18 protein-coding genes are annotated in these 23,488 nt (G+C 74.8%); 12 read left to right on the forward strand and 6 right to left on the reverse strand.

Going from position 1 to position 23,488, the window contains the following annotated elements:
* Nucleotides 1-7: 7 nt before the first annotated feature.
* The 10 genes from JWP64_RS14775 (at nt 8) to JWP64_RS14820 (ending at nt 17,101) form a co-directional block, all read left to right on the forward strand.
* Nucleotides 8-1,417 (forward strand): SDR family NAD(P)-dependent oxidoreductase, encoded by a 1,410-nt coding sequence (locus tag JWP64_RS14775; RefSeq protein ID WP_297496847.1) that lies wholly within the window; start codon nt 8-10, stop codon nt 1,415-1,417.
* Between the two features lie 69 nt (nt 1,418-1,486).
* Nucleotides 1,487-4,813 carry an exodeoxyribonuclease V subunit gamma gene (recC, locus tag JWP64_RS14780; protein ID WP_297496729.1) on the forward strand — a complete coding sequence of 1,109 codons (3,327 nt, stop codon included), beginning with the start codon at nt 1,487-1,489 and terminating at the stop codon, nt 4,811-4,813.
* Nucleotides 4,810-8,298 carry a UvrD-helicase domain-containing protein gene (locus JWP64_RS14785; RefSeq protein ID WP_297496731.1) on the forward strand — a complete coding sequence of 1,163 codons (3,489 nt, stop codon included), beginning with the start codon at nt 4,810-4,812 and terminating at the stop codon, nt 8,296-8,298. Before recC ends, JWP64_RS14785 begins: the two co-directional genes overlap by 4 nt.
* Complete coding sequence (gene recD, locus JWP64_RS14790) at nt 8,295-10,226, forward strand: exodeoxyribonuclease V subunit alpha (RefSeq protein WP_297496733.1); 1,932 nt, start codon at nt 8,295-8,297, stop codon at nt 10,224-10,226. The genes JWP64_RS14785 and recD overlap by 4 nt, the downstream gene beginning before the upstream one ends.
* Before the next feature lie 94 nt (nt 10,227-10,320).
* Nucleotides 10,321-11,145 carry a hypothetical protein gene (locus tag JWP64_RS14795; RefSeq protein ID WP_297496734.1) on the forward strand — a complete coding sequence of 275 codons (825 nt, stop codon included), beginning with the start codon at nt 10,321-10,323 and terminating at the stop codon, nt 11,143-11,145.
* A gap of 80 nt (nt 11,146-11,225) precedes the next feature.
* Complete coding sequence (locus JWP64_RS14800) at nt 11,226-12,932, forward strand: FAD-dependent oxidoreductase (protein ID WP_297496736.1); 1,707 nt, start codon at nt 11,226-11,228, stop codon at nt 12,930-12,932.
* Nucleotides 12,929-14,362, forward strand: a complete 1,434-nt coding sequence (locus JWP64_RS14805) for an ATP-binding protein (RefSeq protein WP_297496738.1) — start codon at nt 12,929-12,931, stop codon at nt 14,360-14,362. Before JWP64_RS14800 ends, JWP64_RS14805 begins: the two co-directional genes overlap by 4 nt.
* On the forward strand, nt 14,359-14,700 hold the full coding sequence (locus JWP64_RS14810; RefSeq protein ID WP_297496740.1) for a UBP-type zinc finger domain-containing protein: 342 nt from the start codon (nt 14,359-14,361) through the stop codon (nt 14,698-14,700). Before JWP64_RS14805 ends, JWP64_RS14810 begins: the two co-directional genes overlap by 4 nt.
* Nucleotides 14,701-14,725: 25 nt before the next feature.
* Entirely contained in the window at nt 14,726-15,214 is a 489-nt protein-coding gene (locus tag JWP64_RS14815) for an NUDIX domain-containing protein (RefSeq protein WP_297496850.1), read from the forward strand.
* Nucleotides 15,215-15,469: 255 nt separating this feature from the next.
* Nucleotides 15,470-17,101, forward strand: coding sequence for an MFS transporter (locus JWP64_RS14820; RefSeq protein WP_297496742.1), 1,632 nt, complete (start codon nt 15,470-15,472; stop codon nt 17,099-17,101).
* 71 nt (nt 17,102-17,172) lie between these two features.
* Here JWP64_RS14820 and JWP64_RS14825 read toward each other — a convergent pair whose 3' ends face one another.
* From JWP64_RS14825 to hisD, 5 genes are all read right to left on the reverse strand, one after another.
* The gene (locus JWP64_RS14825) at nt 17,173-17,484 is read right to left on the reverse strand and encodes a hypothetical protein (protein ID WP_297496744.1); all 312 of its coding nucleotides are present in this window, start codon (nt 17,482-17,484) and stop codon (nt 17,173-17,175) included.
* A complete protein-coding gene (gene hisH / locus JWP64_RS14830; RefSeq protein ID WP_297496746.1) occupies nt 17,484-18,119 on the reverse strand; it encodes an imidazole glycerol phosphate synthase subunit HisH in 636 nt (211 codons plus the stop codon). Before hisH ends, JWP64_RS14825 begins: the two co-directional genes overlap by 1 nt.
* Nucleotides 18,120-18,205: 86 nt before the next feature.
* A complete protein-coding gene (hisB, locus tag JWP64_RS14835; protein ID WP_297496748.1) occupies nt 18,206-18,805 on the reverse strand; it encodes an imidazoleglycerol-phosphate dehydratase HisB in 600 nt (199 codons plus the stop codon).
* A complete protein-coding gene (locus JWP64_RS14840) occupies nt 18,802-19,926 on the reverse strand; it encodes a histidinol-phosphate transaminase (protein WP_297496750.1) in 1,125 nt (374 codons plus the stop codon). The genes hisB and JWP64_RS14840 overlap by 4 nt, the downstream gene beginning before the upstream one ends.
* Nucleotides 19,923-21,242 carry a histidinol dehydrogenase gene (gene hisD / locus JWP64_RS14845; protein ID WP_297496752.1) on the reverse strand — a complete coding sequence of 440 codons (1,320 nt, stop codon included), beginning with the start codon at nt 21,240-21,242 and terminating at the stop codon, nt 19,923-19,925. Before hisD ends, JWP64_RS14840 begins: the two co-directional genes overlap by 4 nt.
* A 100-nt stretch (nt 21,243-21,342) precedes the next feature.
* Between hisD and JWP64_RS14850 the strand changes: the two genes are divergently transcribed.
* On the forward strand, nt 21,343-22,500 hold the full coding sequence (locus JWP64_RS14850; RefSeq protein ID WP_297496754.1) for a winged helix DNA-binding domain-containing protein: 1,158 nt from the start codon (nt 21,343-21,345) through the stop codon (nt 22,498-22,500).
* 9 nt (nt 22,501-22,509) lie between these two features.
* Nucleotides 22,510-22,923 carry a hypothetical protein gene (locus tag JWP64_RS14855; protein ID WP_297496756.1) on the forward strand — a complete coding sequence of 138 codons (414 nt, stop codon included), beginning with the start codon at nt 22,510-22,512 and terminating at the stop codon, nt 22,921-22,923.
* A gap of 98 nt (nt 22,924-23,021) precedes the next feature.
* On the opposite strand, the gene JWP64_RS14860 is transcribed toward JWP64_RS14855, so the two are convergent.
* Entirely contained in the window at nt 23,022-23,147 is a 126-nt protein-coding gene (locus JWP64_RS14860; protein WP_297496758.1) for a hypothetical protein, read from the reverse strand.
* Between the last annotated feature and the right edge of the window lie 341 nt (nt 23,148-23,488).

Here is a 23,488-nt window from a genome sequence, read left to right on the forward strand (position 1 = left end):
AGCGGACATGGAGGCTTTCCTCCGCGTCCTCGCGCACGTCGACACGCTGCCCACGGAGCACCCGGACGCGGTCCGGATCCGGCACGCGACCTCGGGGATCTGGAAATCCGTCAAACAGCGCCGCAAGGCGGACCGGCGGCGCGCGGTCACCGAGGCGGACGAGGCCGTCACCGCCGCGACGGCCACGGGTGCGCTGGGCCGGATCGACGACGAGACGGCCGGGATCCCGCTGGTCTCGGCGACCGCCGGGGCCAGCGCGGGGACGCTGCTGCGAGCCCGCGGCTGCTACGTCTGCAAGCAGCGCTACACCGTCGTCGACGCCTTCTACCACCAGCTCTGTCCCGCCTGCGCGGCGTTGAACCGGGCCCACCGGGACGCGCGCACGGACCTCACCGGCCGGCGCGCGCTGCTCACCGGGGGCCGCGCCAAGATCGGCATGTACATCGCGCTGCGGCTGCTGCGGGACGGGGCGCACACCACGATCACCACGCGGTTCCCCAACGACGCCGTGCGGCGCTTCGCGGCGATGGAGGACAGCGCGGAGTGGCTGCACCGCCTGCGGATCGTCGGTGTGGACCTGCGGGATCCGGCGCAGGTGGTCGCGCTGGCGGACACGGTGGCGGCGCAGGGCCCGCTGGACGTCCTGATCAACAACGCCGCGCAGACCGTACGCCGCTCCCCCGGCTCGTACTCGGCGCTCGTGGAGGCCGAGAACGCGCCGCTGCCGGCCGGGCCGCTGCCGGACGTCGTCACGTTCTCGCACGTCAGCAAGGCGCATCCGGCCGCGCTGACCGGTGCCCTCGACGCCGGCGGGGCCCAGACGCTCACGGATCTGGCGCTGACGGCACGCAGCGCCTCCCCGGACCGGATCGCCGCCGGGACGGCCGTCGACGCCGGCGGGCTGCTGCCCGACACCGCGCCGGTCAACAGCTGGACGAACACGGTCTCCGACGTCGACGCCCTCGAGCTGCTCGAGGTCCAGCTCTGCAACCAGACGGCCCCGTTCATCCTGGTCAGCAGGCTGCGGCCGATGCTGGCGGCAGGGGCGGCCGCGGCACCGTCGGGTCGTTCCTACGTCGTGAACGTCAGCGCGATGGAGGGGGTGTTCTCGCGCGGCTACAAGGGCCCCGGGCACCCGCACACGAACATGGCGAAGGCCGCGCTGAACATGATGACGCGCACCAGTTCCATGGAGATGTTCGACACGGACCGGATCCTGATGACGGCCGTGGACACCGGCTGGATCACCGACGAGCGGCCGCACCCGATGAAGCTGCGGCTGGCGGACATCGGGTTCCACGCCCCGCTGGACCTCGTCGACGGCGCGGCACGGGTCTACCACCCGGTCGTCCGCGGCGAGGCGGGCGAGGACCTGCACGGCTGCTTCCTCAAGGACTACGCCCCCTCCAACTGGTAACCGCAGGTCCGGGCGCCGCCGGCGGGGCGGTCGGCGGAACTGTCGGTGGGCGTCGCTAGGTTCCGTGGCGTGTTGCACGTGCACCGGGCCGAACGGGCCGACCGGCTGGCCGAGGGCCTCGCCGAGGTCCTCGCGGCGCCTCCGGCCGATCCGTTCACCCCGGAGATCGTGGCGGTGCCCGAGAAGGGCGTCGAGCGATGGCTGGGGCAGCGGCTTGCGGTGCGGCTCGGTGTGGGCAGTGGCTCCGACGGGGTGTGCGCGAACGTCCGGTTCCCCTCGCCCGCGGCCGTCCTCGCGGACGCGGTGGACGCCGCGACGGGCGTGGACCCGGAGGTCGATCCCTGGCACCCCGCCCGCGCGGTGTGGCCCCTGCTGGAGGTGATCGACGAGGCGGTGACCGGGACGGGGTTCGCGGCGCTGGCCGCGCACCTCGGCGCGAGCGGCGAAGGCCGCCGGTACGCGGTCGCGCGCAGGCTGTCGGACCTGTTCGCGGGCTATGCGACGCACCGTCCGGACATGCTGGCGGCCTGGCTGTCGAACCGGGACACCGACGGCGACGCGCCCCTGCCCGAGGACGTGGCATGGCAGGCCGAGCTGTGGCGACGCCTGCGGGCCCGGATCGGCGCGTTCGGCCCTGCCGAGCGGCTGCTCGACGCGGTCGAGGCGCTCGGCCGTGACCCGGGGCTCGCGGAGCTCCCCGAGCGGATTTCCGTCTTCGGGCCGACCCGGCTGGCCGCCCAGCACCTCGCCGTCCTGGAGGCGCTGGCCGAGCACCGGGACGTCCACCTCTGGCTGCCGCACCCCTCGCCCGCGCTGTGGGCCGCCGTCGCGGACCGGGCCGCCGGGCCCCCACCCCGGCGCGCGACCGACGAGACCGCCGAGAAGGTCGCGCACCCGCTGCTGCGCTCGCTGGGCCGTGACGTCCGGGAGCTGCAGCTCCGGCTGCCCGTCGCTGAGCAGCACCACCACGACGCCGCCCTCCCCGAGCCCCGCACGCTGCTGGAACGCCTCCAGGCGGACCTCCGACGGGACGCGCTCCCGGCCGAGCCGCCGCTGCTGGACCCGGCGGACCGCAGCGTCCAGGTACACGCCTGCCACGGGCCGGACCGGCAGGTCGAGGTGCTCCGCGAGGTCGTGCTCGGGCTGCTCGAGGCGGACCCCACCCTCGAACCGCGGGACGTGATCGTCATGTGCCCGGACATCGAGGCGTTCGCCCCGCTGATCTCGGCGTCCTTCGGGCTCACCGGCGAGGGGGCGCCCGCGGACGTCCACCCCGGGCACGCCCTGCGCGTCCGGCTCGCGGACCGCGCCCTGCGGCAGGCGAACCCGCTGCTCGGCACGGTCTCCGCGCTCCTGGAGCTGGCCGACGCCCGGGTCTCCGCCTCGCAGGTGCTGGACCTGGTCGGCTCCTCCCCCGTCCGCCGGCGCTTCCGGCTCGACGACGACGCGTTGGACCGGATCGGCGAGCTCGTCGTCCGGGCCGGGGTGCGGTGGGGCCTCGACGGCGAGCACCGGCGCCCGTACCGGCTGGACGGGTTCCCGCAGAACACCTGGTCGGCCGGCCTGGACCGGATGCTGCTCGGGGTCGCGATGGCCGAGACACCCGGCGAGCAGGGCTGGCTCGGCACGGCGCTCCCGCTCGACGACGTGGACTCCTCGGACGTCGATCTCGTCGGCGGGCTCGCTGAGATACTGGACCGGTTGCGCACCGCACTGGAGTCCCTCACCGGGCCGCAGCCGCTCACGGCCTGGGCGGACGCGCTGCTCGACGGTCTGTCCGCGCTCACCGGCACCGCGCCGTCGGACGCCTGGCAGGACGCGCAGGCCCGCGCCGAGCTGGCGGACGTCGTCCGCTCCGCCGGGCCCCAGGCCGGGACCGTGCCCCTCACCCTCGCCGACGTGCGCGGGCTGCTCGCCGACCGGCTCCGCGGCCGGCCCAGCCGGGCGAACTTCCGGACCGGCACACTGACCGTCGCGACGCTGGTGCCGATGCGCTCGGTGCCGCACCGCGTCGTCTGCCTGCTCGGCCTCGACGACGGCGTGTTCCCCCGCACCGGCACCCCGGACGGGGACGACGTGCTGGCCCGGGACCCGCGCGTCGGCGAGCGGGACCCGCGCAGCGAGGACCGCCAGCTCCTGCTCGACGCGCTGACCGCAGCCACCGAGCACCTGGTGGTCGTGGCGTCCGGGGCGGACGAGCGGTCCGGCGCCCGGCGGCCGGCGGCGGTACCGCTGGGCGAGCTGCTGGACGCCGTCGACGTCTCCGTCCGGACCGCGGACGGCACGCCCGCGCGGGAGGCGATCACCGTGCGGCACCCGTTGCAGCCGTTCGATCCGCGGAACTTCGTGGGCTCGCCCCCCTTCAGCTTCGACCGGGCCTCCCTGGCCGGGGCCCGGGCCTCGGCCACCGAGCGCCGGCCCGCGCCGCCGTTCCTGGCCGAGCCGTTGCCCGCCCCCGCGGAGGACCCGGCCGAGTCCGGTGTCGTCGAGCTGGACGATCTCGTGCGGTTCGTCGAGCATCCGGTGAAGGCGTTCCTGCGGCAGCGCGTCGGGATGGTGTTGCGGTCGGAGGACGACGCGTCCGGCGACGCCCTGCCGGTGGACCTGGACGGGCTCGGCAAGTGGGCCGTCGGGGACCGGCTGCTCCGGGACCGCCTCGCCGGCGCGGAACTGGAGCGCTGCACGCAGGCCGAGTGGCGGCGCGGCGAGCTGCCGCCCGGCTCGCTGGGCCGCGCCGTGCTGGAGAAGGTGACCTCGGACGTCGAACCGCTGGTGGCGGCGTCGGCGGAGCTTCGCGGGTCGGCCGAGCCGGTGTCGCGTGACGTGGCTGCGCTGGCCCCGGTGGACGGATGCGGGGACGTGCGGGTGGTCGGGACGGTCGCCGGGCTGCACGGGCGCACGATCGTCCGCGTCGAGTACTCCCGGCTCGGCCCGAAGCACCGGCTGCGGGCCTGGGCCCAGCTGCTCGCGCTCACCGTGACCCACCCGGAGGTCCAGTGGCGGGCGGTGACGCTCGGCCGCGGCCGGGGCGGCGGGGCGCAACGGTCGACGATCGGGCCCGTCCCCCCGGAGGCGGCCGCCGCGGCGCTGGCCGAACTCGTCGCCCTGCACCGGGAGGGCCTGCGGGAACCCCTGCCGCTGCCCACCCCGTGTGCCGCGGCCTACGCGAGCGCCCGGATCCGTGGGGCGGCGCCGCGGGACGCGGCCGCCTCGGCGGAACGGGACTGGAGCCCGTTCGAGTGTGAGGACGAGGCCCACCTGACGGTGCTCGGTGCGAAGGCGCCGTTCGAGGCGATCCTCGCCGCGCCGGGCACACACGAACCGACCCGCTTCGGAGACCTGGCGATGCGCCTCTGGACCCCGTTGATCGACGCCGAGACCCTGGACGTCCCGTGAGCACGACGACGGGGGCCCAGGCCCTGCTGATGCCGGAGGACTTCCGGGTCGACGGGCGGCTGCCCGAGGGCACGACGGTCCTCGAGGCGAGCGCCGGGACGGGCAAGACCTTCACCATCGCCGCCCTGGCCACCCGCTACGTCGCCGAGGGCCTCGCCGAGCTGCCCGAGCTGATGCTCGTCACCTTCGGCCGGGAGGCCACCCAGGAGCTGCGCGAACGCGTCCGGGAACGGCTGCTGACCACCGAACGGGGGTTGGCGTCCGGCGGGCCGAGTGGCGACCCGGTGATCCGGCTGCTCGCGGACGCGCCCGCCGAGGAGGTCGCGCGGCGCCGGTCCCGGTTGCGGCTCGCGCTCGCCCACTTCGACGCGGCCACCATCGCCACGACCCACCAGTTCTGCCAGCAGATGCTCGCCGGGCTGGGCGTGGCCGGGGACAGCGACCCGGATGCGGAGTTCGTCGAGCACGTGGACGACCTGGTCACCGAGGTCGTCGACGACTTCTACGTGCGCAAGTACGCCGCGCCCTCGGCCGGGAGGCCGGACCTGACCCGGGACGAGGCCCTCACCCTCGCCCGGCACGCGGTCGGGGACCCGCAGGCCCGGCTCGAACCGCGGGACGCGGCTTCTGGCTCGATCGCCGCGGTCCGGCGCAGCTTCGCCCAGGCGATCCGGGACGAGGTGGACCGGCGCAAGCGCCGCCGCCGTCTCTTCAGCTACGACGACATGCTCACCCGGCTCGCGGACGCGCTGCGGGACCCGGTGCGCGGCGCGGCGGCCCGGCAACGGCTGCGGGACCGGTACCGCGTGGTGCTGGTGGACGAGTTCCAGGACACGGACCCGATCCAGTGGGAGATCCTGCAGCGCGCGTTCCACGGACACGTGACGCTCGTGCTCATCGGGGACCCCAAGCAGGCGATCTACGCGTTCCGGGGCGCTGACGTCGTCTCGTACCTGGAGGCGGCCGGCGAGGCCGGGAAGACGGCCACGCTCGGGAAGAACTTCCGCAGCGACGAGGCCCTGCTGCGCGCGCTGGAGGGCGTGCTCGGGCAGGCCGCCCTGGGGAGCGACAAGATCGTCGTCCGGCCGGTGGAGGCGCGGCACACCGGGCGCCGGCTGGCCGGTGCCCCGTCGGACGCGCCGTTCCGGCTGCGGGTCGTGGACCGGGACCGGCTCGAGCCGCTGACCGGCCGGAACCTGGGCCGGGCGCCGAAGGCCCGCGAGGTCGTCGCGGCGGACGTGGCGGCGGACGTCGCCGCACTGCTCGCGTCGCCCGCGACGGTCTCCGAGCTCGCCCATGAACCGACAGGAAACCGTAGGCGAGTCCGCGCGGGGGACGTCGCCGTGCTCGTCCGCACGAACGCCCAGGGCGTGCTGATCCGGGAGGCCTGCGCCGCGGCCGCGGTGCCCGCGGTCCTCGCCGGCACCACCAGCGTCTTCACCACCGCGGCCGCGGCGGAATGGCGCACGCTCCTGGAGGCCGTCGAGCAGCCGCAGCGCACCACCCGCCTGCGCGCGGCGGCGCTGACCTGCTTCGTCGGGCACACCGTGGCGGAGCTGTGCGGGCCGGACTCCGACACGCTGGTCGACGAGCTGGGCACCGACCTGCGCGCCTGGCACACCGTGCTGACCGAACGGGGTGTCGCGGCGCTGCTGGAGGCCGTCACGACCCGCACCGGGCTGCCCGCACGGCTGCTGGGGCTCACGGACGGCGAGCGGCGGCTCACCGACGTCCGGCACATCGGTCAGGTCCTGCACCGGGCCGCCCTGGAGCGTCGCCTCGGGCCGTCCGCGCTGGTCGAGTGGCTGCGGCAGCGGATCGCCGAGGCCGCGCGGGACACCGCGGGCGAGCGGGGCCGGCGGCTGGAGTCGGACGCGGACGCCGTCCAGGTCGTCACCGTGCACCGCAGCAAGGGGCTGGAGTTCCCGGTCGTCTACGTCCCGTTCGGCTGGGACCGCTGGGTGCCCGATCCCGATCTCCTGCTCTTCCACGACGCCGACGGCGCGCGCGTCCTGGACGTCGGCGGCCCGCGCGGCCCGGAGCGCGGCCCGCGGATCGAGGCGCACCAGGCGGAGGAGGCCGGCGAGGACCTGCGGCTGCTCTACGTCGCACTGACCCGGGCCTGCTGCCAGGTCGTCGCGTGGTGGGCGCCCACGACCACCACCCAGGCCTCGGCGTTGCACCGGCTCCTGGTCGGGCGGCCGGCGCCGGGCGAGAACCCGGCACCGACGTACAAGGTGCCGCAGGACGCGTCGGCGTTGCAGCTGTTCCGCGCGCTGGAGCCGTACGGCGTGGCCGTCGAGCCGCTGGCGGACCGGGACCCGGCCCCGCCCGCGCCGGCTGACGGACCGCCGCCCGGGCTCGCCGTGGCGAGGTTCGACCGCGCGCTGGACACCGCCTGGCGGCGGACCTCCTACAGCGCCCTGACCGCGGACGCCCACGCCTCGCACGCCGGCGCGGACGCCACCCCGGAGCCGTCGGCCCCCGGGGTCGGCACCGAACCGGAGACCACCGGCAAGGACGACGAGGCCGAGGTCCCGCTCCCGGACGTGAGCAGCAGCCTCGGCGCGGACGTGCCGTCCCCGATGGCCGACCTCCCGCTCGGCACCGGTTTCGGCACGCTGGTGCACGCGGTCTTCGAGACCACGGACACCACCGCCCCGGACCTGGAGGCCGAGCTGCGACTGCGCAGCCGCGAGCAGCTGGCCCGCCAGCCCGCGGACGTCGACCCCGACGCGCTGGCCGCCGCACTGGTGCCGGTCGTCGAGACCCCGCTCGGGCCGCTCACCGGGGGCCGGTCGCTGCGCGCGATCGCGCCGGCGGACCGGCTCGCCGAGCTGGACTTCGAGATGCCGCTCGCCGGGGGGGACGTCCCGTCGGGCCGGGTCGTGCTGGGGGACCTCGCTCCGGTGCTGCGCCGGCATCTCGCCGCCGACGACCCGCTGGCGCGCTACCCGGACCTGCTGGCCTCCCCCGGGCTCGCCGGACAGCCGCTGCGCGGGTACCTCACCGGCAGCATCGACGCCGTGCTGCGGGTCGACGGCAGGTTCCTGGTCGTCGACTACAAGACGAACTGGCTGGGCCCGTCCGGTCCGTCGGGCCGGGAGCCGTTGACGGCCGCGCACTACGCACCGCCGGTGCTGGCCGAGGCGATGATGGCCGCGCACTACCCGTTGCAGGCGCTGCTCTACGGGGTCGCGCTGCACCGGTTCCTGCGCTGGCGGCTCCGTGGCTACGAGCCCGACGAGCACCTGGGCGGAATGCTCTACCTCTTCCTGCGCGGGATGTGCGGGCCCGGGACGCCACAGGTCGAGGGAACGCCGTGCGGGGTGTTCGCCTGGAAGCCGCCGGGGGCCTTGATCGCGGAGCTGTCGGACCTGCTCGACGGTGGGGCGCGGCGGGCCGCGCGGCCGACGCCGCCCGCGCAGCAACCGGCATCCCCCGACGAACCTCCCCTCTTCGACCTGGACGGGGGCACCCCGTGAGCGTGACGGCCGCCGCGACCGCTCCGGAGCGCGATCCCTTCGACCTCCGCACCGCCCGCTCCGCCACCGGCCTGCTCGCCGTCTTCAACACCGCCGGCGTCCTGACCGCCGCGGACGTGCACGTCGCCACCCGGCTGGGCCGCCTCGGCGGGGACCCGGCCGGCGAGCCCGAGGAGGTGCTGCTCGCGGTCGCGCTCACCGTCCGGGCGATCCGGCACGGCTCCGTCTGCGTCGCGCTCGCGGAGATCGGCCACACCGTCCTGGGCGAGGGCGAGGAGCTCGTCGACGTCTCGGAGCTGCCCTGGCCCGAGCCCGGCCCCTGGATCGCCGCCGTGCGGGACTCCCCGCTGGTCGGGCTCGGGACCGCGCCGGGGACCGGACGCCCGCTGCGCTGGGTCGGCCCGGACGACGGCGGCGCCGGCCTCCTCTACCTCGACCGCTACTGGGCCGAGGAGGAGCTCGTCCGCCGCGAGCTGCGGGAACGCTCCAGCACCGGGCAGCCGGACGTCGACCTCGCGCAGCTCCGACGAGGCCTGGATCGGCTCTTCGGAACCGCACCCGAGGACCTCCAGCGCCTCGCCGCCGCGGTCGCCGCGCTCCGCCGGGTCACCGTCCTCGCCGGCGGCCCCGGCACGGGCAAGACCACCACCGTCGCCAAGCTCCTCGCGCTGCTCCACGACCTGCACGGGGACGTGGCGACGCCGCTGCGGGTCGCCCTCGCCGCCCCCACGGGCAAGGCCGCGGCCCGGCTGGGCGAGGCCGTCGCCGAGCACACCGGGAAGCTGCCCGAGGCGGACCGGGCCCGGGTCGGGGCGCTCACCGCGTCGACGATCCACCGGCTGCTCGGGCGGCGCCCCGGCTCGTCGAGCCGCTTCCGGCACGACCGGCTCAACCGGCTCCCGCACGACGTCGTGGTGGTCGACGAGACCTCCATGGTCTCGCTGACCTTGATGGCGCGACTGCTCGAGGCGGTCCGGCCGGACGCCCGGCTCGTCCTCGTCGGGGACCCGGACCAGCTCGCGTCGGTCGAGGCCGGGGCCGTCCTCGGCGATCTCGCGCGGGCCGCCGGCACACCGGAACCCGGGCTGGACGAGCAGCTCCGCGAGGTCGGGGCGCTCGGGGCGGACGCGCGACCGGTGGTGCACGGCGTCGTCACGCTCTCCCGCACCTGGCGCTTCGACGGCGCCATCGCCGCGTTCGCCCGGGCCGTCCAGGCCGGGGACGCGGACGCCGCGATCGGGCACCTGCGCGCCGGGGACCCCGACCTGCTGTTCGTCGAGGCGGACCTGGAGCAGCGGGACCCGGCGGGGCTGGACGGGCTGCACGCGGACGTCGTCGCCGCGGCGAGCGGGCTGATCGACGCGGCGCGGGCCGGACGGGCGGCTCAGGCGCTGGAACGGCTCGAGGAGCACCGGCTGCTCTGCGCCCACCGGCGCGGCCCCTACGGGGTGAACCGGTGGGGGGCGGAGGTCGAGCGCTGGCTGGGCGCGGCCGTCCCCGGGTTCGATGACGTCCCGGGAGCCGGACGGGGACCCTGGTACCCGGGGCGGCCCCTGCTCGTCACCACGAACGACTACGACCTGGGGCTGTACAACGGGGACACCGGGGTGGTCGTGCGCGACGGGGAGGGCGTCCGGGCCGTGTTCGGCCGGCCCACCGCCCCGCAGTCCTACGCGCCCGCCCGGCTCGCCGGAGTCCAGACCGTGCACGCGATGACCGTCCACCGCAGCCAGGGCAGCCAGTTCACCCGGGTCAGTGTGGTGCTGCCGCCGCCCGAGTCCCCGCTGCTCACCCGCGAACTGCTCTACACGGGGGTGACCCGCGCGCGGCGGACCGTGCGCGTCGTCGGGTCCGAGGACGCGGTTCGGGCGGCGATCGCACGCCCGGTCAGCCGGGCGAGCGGGCTGCGGGACCGCATGGCGGAGTGACCGCGGCCGCGGCGCACTTTCCGGGAACGGGAGAGGCGCGCGGGCGGACGGCGTGCCACCGTGGAACCGTGATCGTGCAGGTGGAGCGGCTCCCGTGCTGACCGGGCTCCTGTTCGCCGTCTGTGCCATGGTGCTGAACAGCCTCGGCGGTCTCCTCCAATCCGATGCGACCACGCGCACCCGGCCGGGCCGTCCGCTCGCCGTGCAGCCGCGCTACCTCGCCGGCCTGCTGGTCGACGGCCTCGGCTGGGCCTGCACGGTCGTCGCGCTCCGGCACCTCCCCGTCTTCGCGGTGCAGGCGATCCTCGGCGGCGCGATCGCCGTCACCGCCGTCGCCACCCGGATCCTGCACGACACCCGCCTCGGCCTGGCCGAGAAGCTCGCGATCGCCGCATGCCTCGGCGGCCTCGTCCTGGTCGCGGCCAGCGCGGGCGGGGACCGGCCGGCGAACACGTCCCCGACCGTCGACGTGATCCTGGGCGTCTCCGTCGTCGCGCTGGCGATCGCGGGCCGGCTCGTCTGGCACGGCGGCCGCGCCTGGCCGCTGGCCTTCCTCGGCGGCCTGGGCTTCGGTGGGACGGCGCTGGCCGTGCGGTCGCTGCACCTACGCCCGGGCGACGAGTTCGACCTGCTGGTCCTCGTGTCCCAGCCCGCGACCTACCTGCTCCTCGCGTTCTGGATCGTCGGCATCACGACCTACTCCAAGGCCCTCGGGCTGGGCTCGCTCGCCTCGGTGACCGCGGTGTTCGCCGTGACCGAGGTGATCGTCCCCGGGCTGGTCGGTATCGTGCTGCTCGGGGACCCGGTGCGGCCCGGCTGGGGCGTCCCGCTGGCCGTCGGGCTGCTGGTCGCGGTGACCGGGGTCGTCGTCCTGGCCCGCACCCCGGCCCGGCCGAACCGGGCCCGGCGGGTGCACTGACCCCGTTACGCTTCTTCGCACACCGGCCGTCACGGACAAACACACTCGTTCCCCTCGGTGCGGGGGTGCAGACTGGGGCGATGCCGGATGCCCCCGGGTCCCCCCTGAGCCGCAACACACCGCTGACCTCCGCCCGACCCGCCATCGTGACCATCGACGACGACCCCAGCGTCTCCCGGGCCGTCGCCCGTGACCTGCGGCGCCGCTACGGCGAGCGCCACCGCATCGTCCGCGCCGAGTCGGGTCCGCAGGCGCTGGAGGCGCTGCGCGAGATGACCCTGCGCGGGGACGACGTCGCCGTCCTGCTCGCGGACTACCGGATGCCCGGGATGAACGGGCTGGAGTTCCTCGAGCAGGCCATGGACCTCTACCCCGCCGCCCGCCGCGTGCTGCTCACCGCCTACGCGGACACGGACGCGGCGATCACCGCGATCAACGTCGTCGACCTGGACCACTACCTGCTCAAGCCCTGGGACCCACCCGAGGAGAAGCTCTACCCCGTCGTCGACGCGATGATCGACGCCTGGCGGGCCGCGGACCGGCGCGAGGTCTGCGAGACCCGGGTGGTCGGGCACCGCTGGTCCGCCCGCTCTCACGACGTCCGGGACTTCCTCGCCCGCAACCAGGTCCCCTACCGCTGGTATCCCGTCGACGAACCGGACGCCGCCCGCCTGCTGCAGGCCGCGGGCGTCGACGGCCAGACGCTGCCGGTGGTGATCACCCCGGCCGGCGAGGCGCTGGTCGCCCCGGAGGACGGCGAGCTGGCCGCGCGGGTCGGGCTGTCGACCGTGCCCGCGGAGGAGTTCTACGACCTCGTGGTGATCGGCGGCGGCCCGGCCGGGCTCGGCTCGGCCGTCTACGGCGCCTCCGAGGGCCTGCGCACGGTCATGGTCGAGCGGCTCGCGACGGGCGGGCAGGCCGGGCAGAGCTCTCGCATCGAGAACTACCTGGGCTTCCCGGACGGCGTCTCCGGCGCCCAGCTCACGGACCGGGCCCGCCGCCAGGCCGTCCGCCTCGGCGCCGAGCTGCTGACTGCCCGGGACGTCGTCGGGCTGCAGGCCAACGGCTCCTCGCGCAGCGTCCACTTCGCGGACGGCAGCGCCATCCACGCGCACGCGGTCGTGCTGGCCACCGGCGTTTCCTACCGCGAGCTGCAGGCGCCCGGCGTCCCGGAGCTGACCGGCCGCGGTGTGTTCTACGGCTCCACGCTCACCGAGGCGGCGGGCTGCGCCGGGCAGGACGTCTACATCGTCGGCGGCGCGAACTCCGCGGGGCAGGCCGCCGTCCACTTCGCCCGGCACGCGCGCTCCGTGACGATGCTGGTCCGCGGGCCGTCGCTGGTCTCGTCGATGTCGCACTACCTCATCGAGCAGATCGGCGACATCCCCGAGATCACCGTGCGGACGTGCTGCGAGGTCGCGGGCGCCGAGGGCGGCGAGCACCTGGAGAAGCTGACGCTGCGGGACCGCACCACCGGCGAGACCGAGACCCTCGACGCGTCGTACCTGTTCGTCTTCATCGGCGGGACACCCCGCACGGACTGGCTGAGCGGCCAGGTGGTCCGGGACGCGGCCGGGTTCGTCGTCGCCGGGCCGGACCTGATCGTCGACGGGAAACCGCCCGCGGGATGGCCGCTGGACCGTGATCCGTTGCACCTGGAGACGAGCCTGCCGGGCGTCTTCGTCGCGGGTGACGCCCGCGCGGAGTCCGTCAAACGGGTCGCGTCCGCCGTCGGGGACGGGGCGATGGCCGTCTCGCTCGTGCACCGGTACCTGGAGAGGTCATGACGACGGCCCCGTGCGATCCGGAGGAGCTGCGTTGCCTGTTCCTCTTCGAGAAGCTCAGCGACGCCCAGCTCAGGGAGCTCTGCGAGCAGGGCTACATGGCGACGTTCGAGCCCGGCCGCGTCTACTCCGAGGGCGACCGGGCGACGTGCTTCTACGTGCTCGTCGAGGGCAGCGTCGTGCTGTCCCGGCGTTCCGGGGAGGACGACGTCGACGTGGAGCGGACGTCCCAGCCGGGCGTCTACGCCGGCGCGTGGCACGCCTATCTGGGCGACCGGATGCCGCAGACGTACAACAACTCGCTGCGGGTCACCGTGCCCTCCCGGTTCTACGTGCTCGACGCGGAGAAGCTCGCGGCGCTGATGGCCGAGTGGTTCCCGATGGCGCTGCACCTGCTCGAGGGGCTGTTCTTCGGCATCCAGAACACCCAGCAGGCGGTCAGCCAGCGGGAACGGCTGCTCGCCCTCGGGTCGCTGTCCGCCGGGCTCACCCACGAGCTGAACAACCCCGCCGCCGCCGCGGTGCGGGCCACCTCGACGCTGCGCGAGCGGGTCGCGGGGATGCGCAGCAAGCTCGGGATGATCGCAGCCGGGCCCTACGAGAAGGCCGATCTGCAGACGTTGATGCAGCTGCAGACGGACGCCGCGGACCGGGTCGCGAAGGCCCCCGAGCTGAGCCCGCTCGAGGCCGGGGACGCCGAGGACGTGCTCGGGGACTGGCTGGACGGGAAGGGCATCGCCGGCGGCTGGGACATCGCGCCCACGTTCGTCCAGGCCGGGCTGGACATCGACTGGATGGAGCGGGTCGCCGCCGCGGTGCCCCCGGAGATCCTCGAGGGCGCCGTCCGGTGGCTCAACTACACCGTCGAGACCGAGCTGCTGATGAACGAGATCGCGGAGTCGACCACGCGGATCTCCACCCTGGTCGGCGCGGCGAAGCAGTACTCCCAGATGGACCGGGCGCCCTACCAGACCGTCGACGTGCACGAGCTGCTCAAGTCCACGCTGATCATGCTCGCGCGCAAGATCGGCGACGGTGTGCAGGTCGTCAAGGAGTTCGACCGGACGCTGCCGAGGATCCCGGTCTACGCCGCGGAACTGAACCAGGTCTGGACCAACCTGATCGACAACGCCGTGCAGGCCATGGACGGGCACGGGACGCTGACCGTCCGCACCGCGCGGGAGGACGACCAGCTGCTCGTCGAGATCGGGGACACCGGGCCCGGCGTCCCTGCCGAGATCCGGAACCGGATCTTCGAGCCCTTCTTCACCACCAAGCCCGTCGGCGACGGCACCGGGCTCGGCCTGGACATCTCCTGGCGGATCGTCGTGAACCGCCACCACGGGGACCTGCGGGTCGAGTCCGAACCCGGGGACACCCGGTTCCAGGTCCGGCTGCCGCTGGTGCCGAGCACGAGCGAGGAGACGGGATGAGCGCCCCCGTCGACACCTCCGTCCCACCGTCCGGGAGCGGCTGCGTGGAGTGCGAGGCGGCCCGGGGCTGGTGGGTCCACCTGCGCCGCTGCGCCGCCTGCGGACACGTCGGCTGCTGCGACACCTCCCCCGCGCAGCACGCGACCGCGCACTTCCGGAGCACCGGGCACCCGGTCGTGCAGAGCTTCGAACCCGCCGAGGACTGGTTCTGGGACTACGAGCGCCAGGTCGGCCTCGACGGGCCGGAGCTCGCCCCACCCACGCACCGGCCCGTCGAGCAGACGGTCCCCGGCCCGGCGGACCGGGTCCCGCAGGACTGGCGCGAGCACATCCACTGAGCCCGTGCGGGAGGATCCCCACGTGATCACGAGTGCGGGGATCCTGCTCCACCGCGAGCGGGACGGACGGGTCGAGGTGCTGCTCGGCCACATGGGCGGGCCGTTCTGGGCGCGCAAGGACGCTGCGGGCTGGTCCATGCCCAAGGGCGAGCACGACGACGCCGAGGACCCGCGGGACGCCGCGCGTCGCGAGTTCGGCGAGGAGCTCGGTGTCCCCGCCCCGGCGGGTGAGCTGCGCGAGCTCGGCACGATCGTCCAGTCCGGGCGGCGCAAGAGCGTGACGGCGTTCGCGCTCGCCGGTGACCTGGCCGACGAGCTCGTCGCGGCCGTCGCCGGACGCCCGGACGACGGTTCCTGGGTGGAGGTGGAGTGGCCCCGGGGCTCGGGGCGGCGGCTGCGCTTCCCGGAGATCGACCGCGTCGCCTGGTTCGACGTGGACACCGCCCGGGAGAAGCTGGTCAGGGGGCAGGTCGGGTTCCTGGACCGGTTGCTGGCCCTGCGGAAGACCTCCTGAAAGGGACGTTTTCTGAATCGATCGTGAGTACCCTCACCTGCGGATTACTGGCGCGCGAGGAGGCGTTGGGGCACGGTAGGTATCGACGCACGCGGTCGTGCGTCCTGATTCCGACCGCATCCGTCCCGTTCGACCACGACCCGACAGGTCGAGCGCCGTCTCGGCAGACCCCCCGCAGCTGGCAACAGTGGCCGCTGCGGTCGCCATCCGGTGGTCCCCACACCGATGGCCCGGGCTCCGCCGGAGGAAATCCCCATGCCCGTCGCTTCCGTCGGTACGCGCGTTCGTGCGTCCGCCCGGCTCCGTTCCACCCCTTCGACCCCACCCTCCTTCCGGAGGCTCCGGATCGCCGTCACCGCGCTGTTCGCGTTCGACGGCGCCGTGTTCGGCAGCTGGGCCGCCCGGATCCCGGACGTCACCGTCCAGGTCGGCGCGACCCACGCCACCCTCGGGTTCGCCCTGCTCTGCGTGTCCCTCGGCGCGCTGGCGAGCATGCAGCTAACCGGCGTGCTCGCCGCTCGGTTCGGCTCCGGCCTCGTCGCCGGCGTGGGGGTGGCGGCGACCTGTCTGGTCGTCCCCCTGCCCGGGCTGGCGACGTCCGTCCCGCAGCTCTGCGGCGCGCTGCTGCTGTTCGGCGCGCTGACCGGTCTGGTCAACGTCGCGATCAACAGTGCCGGCGTGGCCGTCGAGGCCATGCGGCCGGAGAAGCCGCTGCTCACGTCCCTGCACGCCGCCTTCAGCTTCGGTGGCCTCGCCGGGGCCGCGGTGGGTGGGCTCGCGTCGTCGCTGGGCCCGGTCGAACCGCATCTCCTCGCCGTCTCGGTGGTCGGGCTGGCCGTCACCGCGCTCGCCGGCCCCGTGCTGGTCACGGTCGGCCGCACCACGGCCGCTGCCGCCCCGTCCGTCGAGTCGGAGGAGCGGGACCCGAAGGACGGGCGCCGGCTCGTCGTCCTGCTCGGGCTGATCGCCGGCTGCACCGCGTTCGGCGAGGGCGCCTTGACCGACTGGGGCACCCTGCACCTGCGGGAGACCCTGCACGCCGCACCCGGGCTCGCCGCCGTCGGCTACTCCGGGTTCTCCCTCGCGATGGCGTGCGGCCGGCTCTCCGGCGGCTGGCTGCTGGGCCGTCTCGGCGAGACCCGGCTGCTCGCGGGCGGGGCCGTCCTGGCCGCCGCCGGCATGACCGGCGCCCTGCTGACGACCTCACCAATGGTGGCACTCGCGGGATTCGTGCTGGTCGGGCTGGGCCTGGCCAACCTGTTCCCGATCGCGATCGCCCGCGCGGGGGCGCGCTCCGGTTCCCGGGGCGTCGCGCTCGCGTCGACCGTCGGCTACAGCGGCCTGCTCGGCGGCCCGCCCGCGATCGGCTTCCTCGCCGAGCACGCCGGCCTGCCGGTGGCCCTGGCGAGCGTGCCGCTGCTGGCACTCGCGGCGGCCGGGCTCGCGCTGGTCGTGGCGGCCGAGCGGCCCAGGCTCCGCCTGCCCGCCCGCGTCGTCCTGCCGGCCGGCATCCGGCCCTCGCGACTCGCCGGTCCGGTCCGGGCGCCGTTCGCCCGACTGGCGACCGCTGCCGCGCGGGACGTCGAGAGCGCTCCGGGCTCGGGTGTGCTGGCGACGGCGGCACGCGCCGCCCGGAGCGGCCGCGCCGGTGTGGGATCGGCCGTCCGGGAGCTGCCGCGGACCGCACCCCTGCGGGTCGTGCGCACCGCCCACGCCCGGTTCGCCGCGACCGCCCGCCCCGCGATCCTGCGCGGCGCGGCGGCGGTCGAGCGCGCCGTGGCGAGCGAGCTCCCGGCGCTGACGAAAGCCGCCGACGGCGGGACGGAGACCAAGGCCCCGGGCGCGCACATCCGCGCCTACCCGGGCCTGGAGCGCCTCGCCGCCTGACCGCGGATCGTCGTGTCACAGGACGCCGGGCAGGCCTTCGGGCCTGCCCGGCATCCTGGTCTTGCGGGTCCTCAGGCGGCGGGCTCGCCCGGTGCCGCACCGGCCGCGCCGTCCTCGCGGGCGGCCGCGGCCCGGCCCCGCGCCGCGGCGTAGCCGAGCCCGACGACCAGCCCGACGACGATCAGCAGCACCCATCCCCACCAGGGCAGACCGCCCAGCGCGGTAGCGATCACCCCTGCGAGGGCGGCGCCGACGACGGTGCCGAGGGTGCTGGACGTCGAGGTCCGGCGGCGACTCGTCGTGGTGCGGCGCCGCGTGCTGCTCCGCTTGCGGGTGGTGGTCCTCCTCCGCGCGGCGGCCTTCCTACGCGGCGTGGTGGCCATCAGCCGACCACGTCGCGCAGCCAGTTCTGCAGCACCGTCGCGCCGGCGTCGCCGGACTTCTCCGGGTGGAACTGGGTGGCGGAAAGCGGCCCGTTCTCGACGGCGGCGACGAAGTCCTCGCCGTGGTGCGCCCACGTGACCATGGGCGGGCGGATGGCGTGCGACTCCTCCAGCTCCCAGCGCCGGACGCCGAAGGAGTGGACGAAGTAGAAGCGCGTGTCCGCGTCGAGGCCGTTGAAGAGCGTGGAGCCGGGGGCGGCCTTCACGGTGTTCCAGCCCATGTGCGGCAGGACGTCCGCCTTCAGCCGCTCGACCGTGCCGGGCCACTCCCCGCAGCCGTCCGCCTCGTCGCCGAACTCGACGCCGCGGTCGAACAGGATCTGCATCCCGACGCAGATGCCGAGCACCGGGCGTCCCCCAGCGAGCCTGCGGCCGATGATCTGCGGCCCGCGGACGGCGTTCAGGCCCTGCATGCAGTGCGCGAACGCACCGACGCCGGGGACGACCAGGCCGTCCGCCTCACATGCGGCATCGAAGTCGGTGGTGACGGTGACGTCCCCACCCACCCGGCGGAGCGCACGCTCCGCGGAGCGCAGGTTCCCCGATCCGTAGTCCAGCACGACGATCTTCGACACGCCTGCCAGCCTACCGGCCCGTTCACGCATGGGTCCGCGATCCGACGCACAGGCCGCAACCTGTGCGCGAACCCACGAACATGGGACTAGAGGGTGCCCTTGGTCGACGCGATGCCCGTGATCCTCGCGTCCGGTTCCGTCGCGGCCCGCAGGGCGCGCGCGATCGCCTTGAACTCGGCCTCGGTGATGTGGTGCGGGTCCCGGCCGTCGAGCACGCGGACGTGCAGCGCGAGGTGCCCGTGGAACGCCAGGGACTCGAAGACGTGCCGGTTCAGCACCGTCGGGTAGTGCCCGCCGACGACGAAGCCCTGCATCACCTCCGGCTCGCCGGTGTGCACCGTGTACGGCCGGCCGGAGACGTCGACGACGGCGTGCGCGAGCGCCTCGTCCATCGGGATCCAGGCGTCCCCGAAGCGGCGGATGCCCTTCTTGTCCCCCAGCGCCTGCCGGATCGCCTGGCCCAGCACGATCGCGGTGTCCTCGACGGTGTGGTGCGCGTCGAGCTCGACGTCGCCCTCCGCGCGGACGGTGAGGTCGAACGCGCCGTGCTTGCCCAGCGCGTCGAGCATGTGGTCGAAGAACGGGACTCCGGTGCTGATGTCCGTGGTGCCGGTGCCGTCGAGATCGATCTCGACGAGGACCTTGGACTCCTTGGTGACCCGCTCGACGCGGCCGATGCGACTCACGAAAGCTCCTCCGTTGCGACGTCCACTGCGACCTGCAGGAACGCGTCGTTCTCCTCGGGTGTGCCGATCGTGACCCGCAGTCGTTCCGGGATCCCGTTGTCCCGGATCAGCACGCCGCGCTCCAGGAACGCCCGCCACGCCCGGTCCGCGTCGGCGAACCGGCCGAAGAGCACGAAGTTCGCGTCGCTCGGGACGACGTCGTAACCGGCCGCGGCCAGCTCCGACATCACGCGGTCCCGTTCGGCCGACAGCAGCGCGACGGACGCGAGGGTCGCCTTCGCGTGCGTCAGGGCGGCCCGCGCGGCGGCCTGGGTCAGCACGGACAGGTGGTACGGCAGCCGGACGAGCTGCAGCGCGTCGACGACCGCGGGTGCCGCGGCGAGGTAGCCCAGCCGGCCGCCCGCGAACGCGAACGCCTTGCTCATGGTGCGTGAGACGAGCAGCTTGTGGCCGTGCGTGGCGAGCAGCGTGGTTGCGCTCGGGTACGAGGAGAACTCCGCGTACGCCTCGTCGACCACGACGATCCCGGGCGCGGCGTCGATCAGCGCGGCCAGGTCGTCCGGGGCGATGGACTGGCCCGTGGGGTTGTTCGGGCTGGTCAGGAACGTGATGTCCGGCGCACGGTCCTTGAGCACCTGTCGCGCGGCGTCGACGTCGATCGCGAAGTCCGCGCCCCGTGGCGCCGGGAACCACTCCGTCCGGGTGCCCGAGGAGATGATCGGGTGCATCGAGTAGCTCGGCTCGAAGCCGACCGCTGTGCGTCCCGGCCCGCCGAAGGCCTGCAGGATCTGCTGCAGGATCTCGTTGGACCCGTTGGCGGCCCACAGGTTCTCCGGCCCGAGCTCGACGCCGGTCTGCGTGGTCAGGTAGGCCGCGAGGTCCGTGCGCAGGGCCACGGCGTCCCGGTCCGGGTAGCGGTGCAGGTCCCGCGCAGCCGCCTCGACGGCCGTGGCGACGTCCGCGACCAGCTCCGGCGGCGGCGGGTACGGGTTCTCGTTGGTGTTGAGCCGCACCGGTACCTCGAGCTGCGGGGCGCCGTACGGCGACTTCCCGCGCAGGTCCTCGCGCAGCGGCAGCTGGTCGAGGGTGACCTCGGCGCCGATCGCGCCCTGCTCGCTCATGCCCGGAACCTCGCCGTCACGGCCTGGCCGTGGGCGGGCAGGTCCTCCGCCGTGGCCAGGGTCACGACCTTGTCCGCCACCTCGCGCAGCGCCTCCTCCGTGTACTCGACGACGTGCACCCCGCGCAGGAACGTCTGCACGGACAGCCCGCCGGAGTGCCGCGCGCACCCGCCCGTCGGGAGCACGTGGTTGGACCCGGCGCAGTAGTCGCCGAGCGAGACCGGCGCGTACGGGCCGATGAAGATGGCGCCGGCGTTGCGGACACGCGCGGCCGTCTCGCGGGCGTCCGCGGTCTGGATCTCCAGGTGCTCCGCGGCGTAGGCGTCGACGACCGCGACGCCGTCGTCGAGGCTGCCCACCAGGATCGTGCCGGACTGCGGCCCGGACAGCGCGGTGCGGATGCGCTCGGTGTGCTTGGTGGCGCCCACCTGCGCCTCGAGCTCGGCGTCGACCGCCGTCGCCAGCTCGTCGGAGGTCGTGACCAGCACCGATGCGGCGTTCGGGTCGTGCTCGGCCTGGGAGATGAGGTCCGCGGCGACGTGCACCGGGTCCGCGCCGCCGTCCGCCAGGACCGCGATCTCGGTGGTGCCGGCCTCGGCGTCGATCCCGACCAGGCCGCGCAGCATGCGCTTGGCGGCGGTGACGTAGATGTTGCCCGGGCCGGTGACCATGTCGACGGGCTCCAGCTCGGCGCCGTCGGTGTCCGTGCCGCCGTGGGCCAGCAGCGCGACGCACTGGGCGCCGCCGACCGCCCACACCTCGTCGACGCCGAGGAGCGCGGCCGCGGCGAGGATCGTCGGGTGCGGGAGGCCGCCGTTCTCGGCCTGCGGCGGCGAGGCGACGACCAGGGACTCCACCCCCGCGGCCTGCGCGGGCACCACGTTCATGATCACGCTCGACGGGTAGACGGCCAGCCCGCCCGGGGCGTAGAGCCCGACGCGGCGGACCGGGACGAACCGTTCGGTGACGGTGCCGCCGGGGACGACGTGGGTGACGACGTCCTGGCGCCGCTGGTCCCCGTGGACCTTGCGGGCCCGCTCGATCGAGGTCTCCAGCGCGTCCTTCACCGCCGGGTCGAGGTCGCGCAGCGCGGTGCTCAGCGCGTCGGCGGGTACGCGCACCGAGGGGGGCCGCACCTTGTCGAACTTCTCGGCGAACTCCAGGGCGGCCTCGGCCCCACGCTCGCGCACGGCCTCGACGATCGGCCGGACCGCCGCCAGCGCCGCGTCCACGTCGACCTCGGCACGCGGCAGCATCCCGCGCAACGTGGCGGGGCGAGGCAGTGGTTCGGAACGCAGGTCGAGGCGGCGGAGCATGGTCCTCAGGGTACGTCCTGCGGCTCCGCCGCCCGTGCGCGGTAATCGTTGCTCAGGCGAGGATTTCCGCGCACGAGCGGCGCAGCCGCATAATCCTGGCGTGCCCCTCCCCGAGATCGGTCCCGAGCAGCGACGGGCCCGGCTCGCGACCCGGCACCGGCTGGCGGCTTCGCACCGCACGGACGACGTCGGCGCGATCGTCGACGACCTCGTGGCCCTGCACGCCACGGACCCCGTCACCGTCTACCTCTCCGCCGCCACGCGGATGCGCACCCCGGCACTCGCGCCGATCGAGACCGCGCTCTACGAGGACCGCACGCTGCTCCGCCACCACGCGATGCGCCGCACGTTGTGGGTGTTCGGCCACGGGAACGCCCGGCTCGCGCACCACGGCGCGACGGTCGACGTGGCCGCCGTCCAGCTCCGCAACCTGCTGAAGCAGCTCGACGCCGCCGGGGTCCCCGACCCCGCGGCGTGGCTGGCCCAGGCGCGGGCCACCGTCCACGACCTGCTCGCGGCCGAGGGCCCGATGCCCGCCCGCGACGTCGGCACGCGGCTCCCCGAACTCGCCATCCCCGTCCCGATCGGCGACGCGACCGTCGCCGCCCACTCCCGCGTCCTGCTGATCATGGGTTTCGACGGCCAGGTCCTGCGCGCCCGCCCGACCGGCACCTGGATCAACGGGCAGTACCGCTGGGCGGCCGCGAACGCGTGGCTGCCGGGCGGGATCGGCGCGGCCTTGGAGAAGCAGGTCGCCGCCGCCGGGCTGGCCGCGGCCTACCTCCGCGCCTTCGGCCCGGCGAGCCGTGAGGACCTGAAATGGTGGGCCGGCTGGACGGTGGCGACGACGAAGCGTGCGCTGGCGGACGTCGGCGCGGTGGAGACGACCGCCGGCTACGTGCTCCCGGACGATCTCGCCCCCGTCCCGGACCCCGGCCCGTCCGTCGCGCTGCTGCCCGGGCTGGATCCGACGACCATGGGCTGGAAGTCCCGGGACTGGTACCTGGCCCCCGAACTGGTCCCGCAGCTGTTCGACCGCAACGGCAACGGCGGCCCGTCGATCTGGGCGGACGGCCGCATCGTCGGCGGGTGGGTCCAGCGCAAGGACGGGACGATCGCGACGGAACTCCTGGTCGACGCGGGCACGGAGGCACGGGACGCCGTGGACGAAGCCGCACACGTGCTCGAGAAGCTGCTCGGCGACGTGCGGTTCACGGTCCGCTATCCCGCCCCGATGCAGGCCCGACTGCTCGCCTAGGTTCACCCCGTGACCGACTGGTTCCTGGCGGGTGAGTACGAGGCCGACGCCGTCGCGTCGATCGCGAGCGGCGAGCGTTCCTTCGACGAATGGCCGCACCTGTCGGTCCCGCTACACCGGGCGGAGCTCGCGGTGCTGCACGCCGCGCTCACCGAACCCGCGCCCACGGACGGACCCCTGCCGCCCGGCCTGCTCGCCGTCGAGGTCGACGAGGGCATGATCGTGACGCGGGTTCCGGCGCCCGTCGTCGAGGCCCTCGCCGAGATGACACCCCGCACCGCGCCGCGGGTGATCGCCGCGTGGTCCGCAGGGATCGACCATCGCGAGCCGGACGCTCTCGGCGAGATCCTCACCGAGCTCGCCGCCTTCGCCAGGGCCGCCGCGGAGACCGGAAGGCCGGTCCTGGAGCTCTCGCCCTACTGACCGGAGCACACGAATCGGCAGCGGTACGGCCGATCTTCGTCGACGCCCGCCCCGGAAGCCCCGAACCGATGACCGACTTCGGATACGACCCGGAGTCCCTACGCCACGCCGGCGCCCGGCACCGATCGACGGGAACCTCCGCCGCCGACCTCGGTGGCTTCCTCGAACGGATCGCGCTCGACCCCACAGCGCTGGGCGACGTCGCGCACGCTGCGGCGTTCCACGGGGCGACGGTGACCGCTCGCGACACGCAGGCTGGCAAGCCGCAGCGCCCCGAGATGAAGGGGCAGCCGACGGAGGCTTCGACGTATCCGAGCTCGCCGGGGGCGCCATCGACTCGTTCGAGGAGACCGGCGAGATGCTCGTCGAGCTGAACCCGCTGCGGGCGCTCACCGAGCCGGCCGAGTACGGGGACACGCGTGTTCCGGTACGCCGGCGGAATCGCCGCCATCCCCCGGGGCGATCATCGACCGCCCCCTGGACTTCGCCGACCAGATCTTGTTCAGCGGCGAGCTGCGCAAGGAGCAATGGGACCGGGCGACGGGCCAGACCGTCTCGGCGTTTC

The organism is Pseudonocardia sp. (assembly GCF_025465255.1).
In the GTDB taxonomy this organism is placed as follows: domain Bacteria; phylum Actinomycetota; class Actinomycetes; order Mycobacteriales; family Pseudonocardiaceae; genus Pseudonocardia.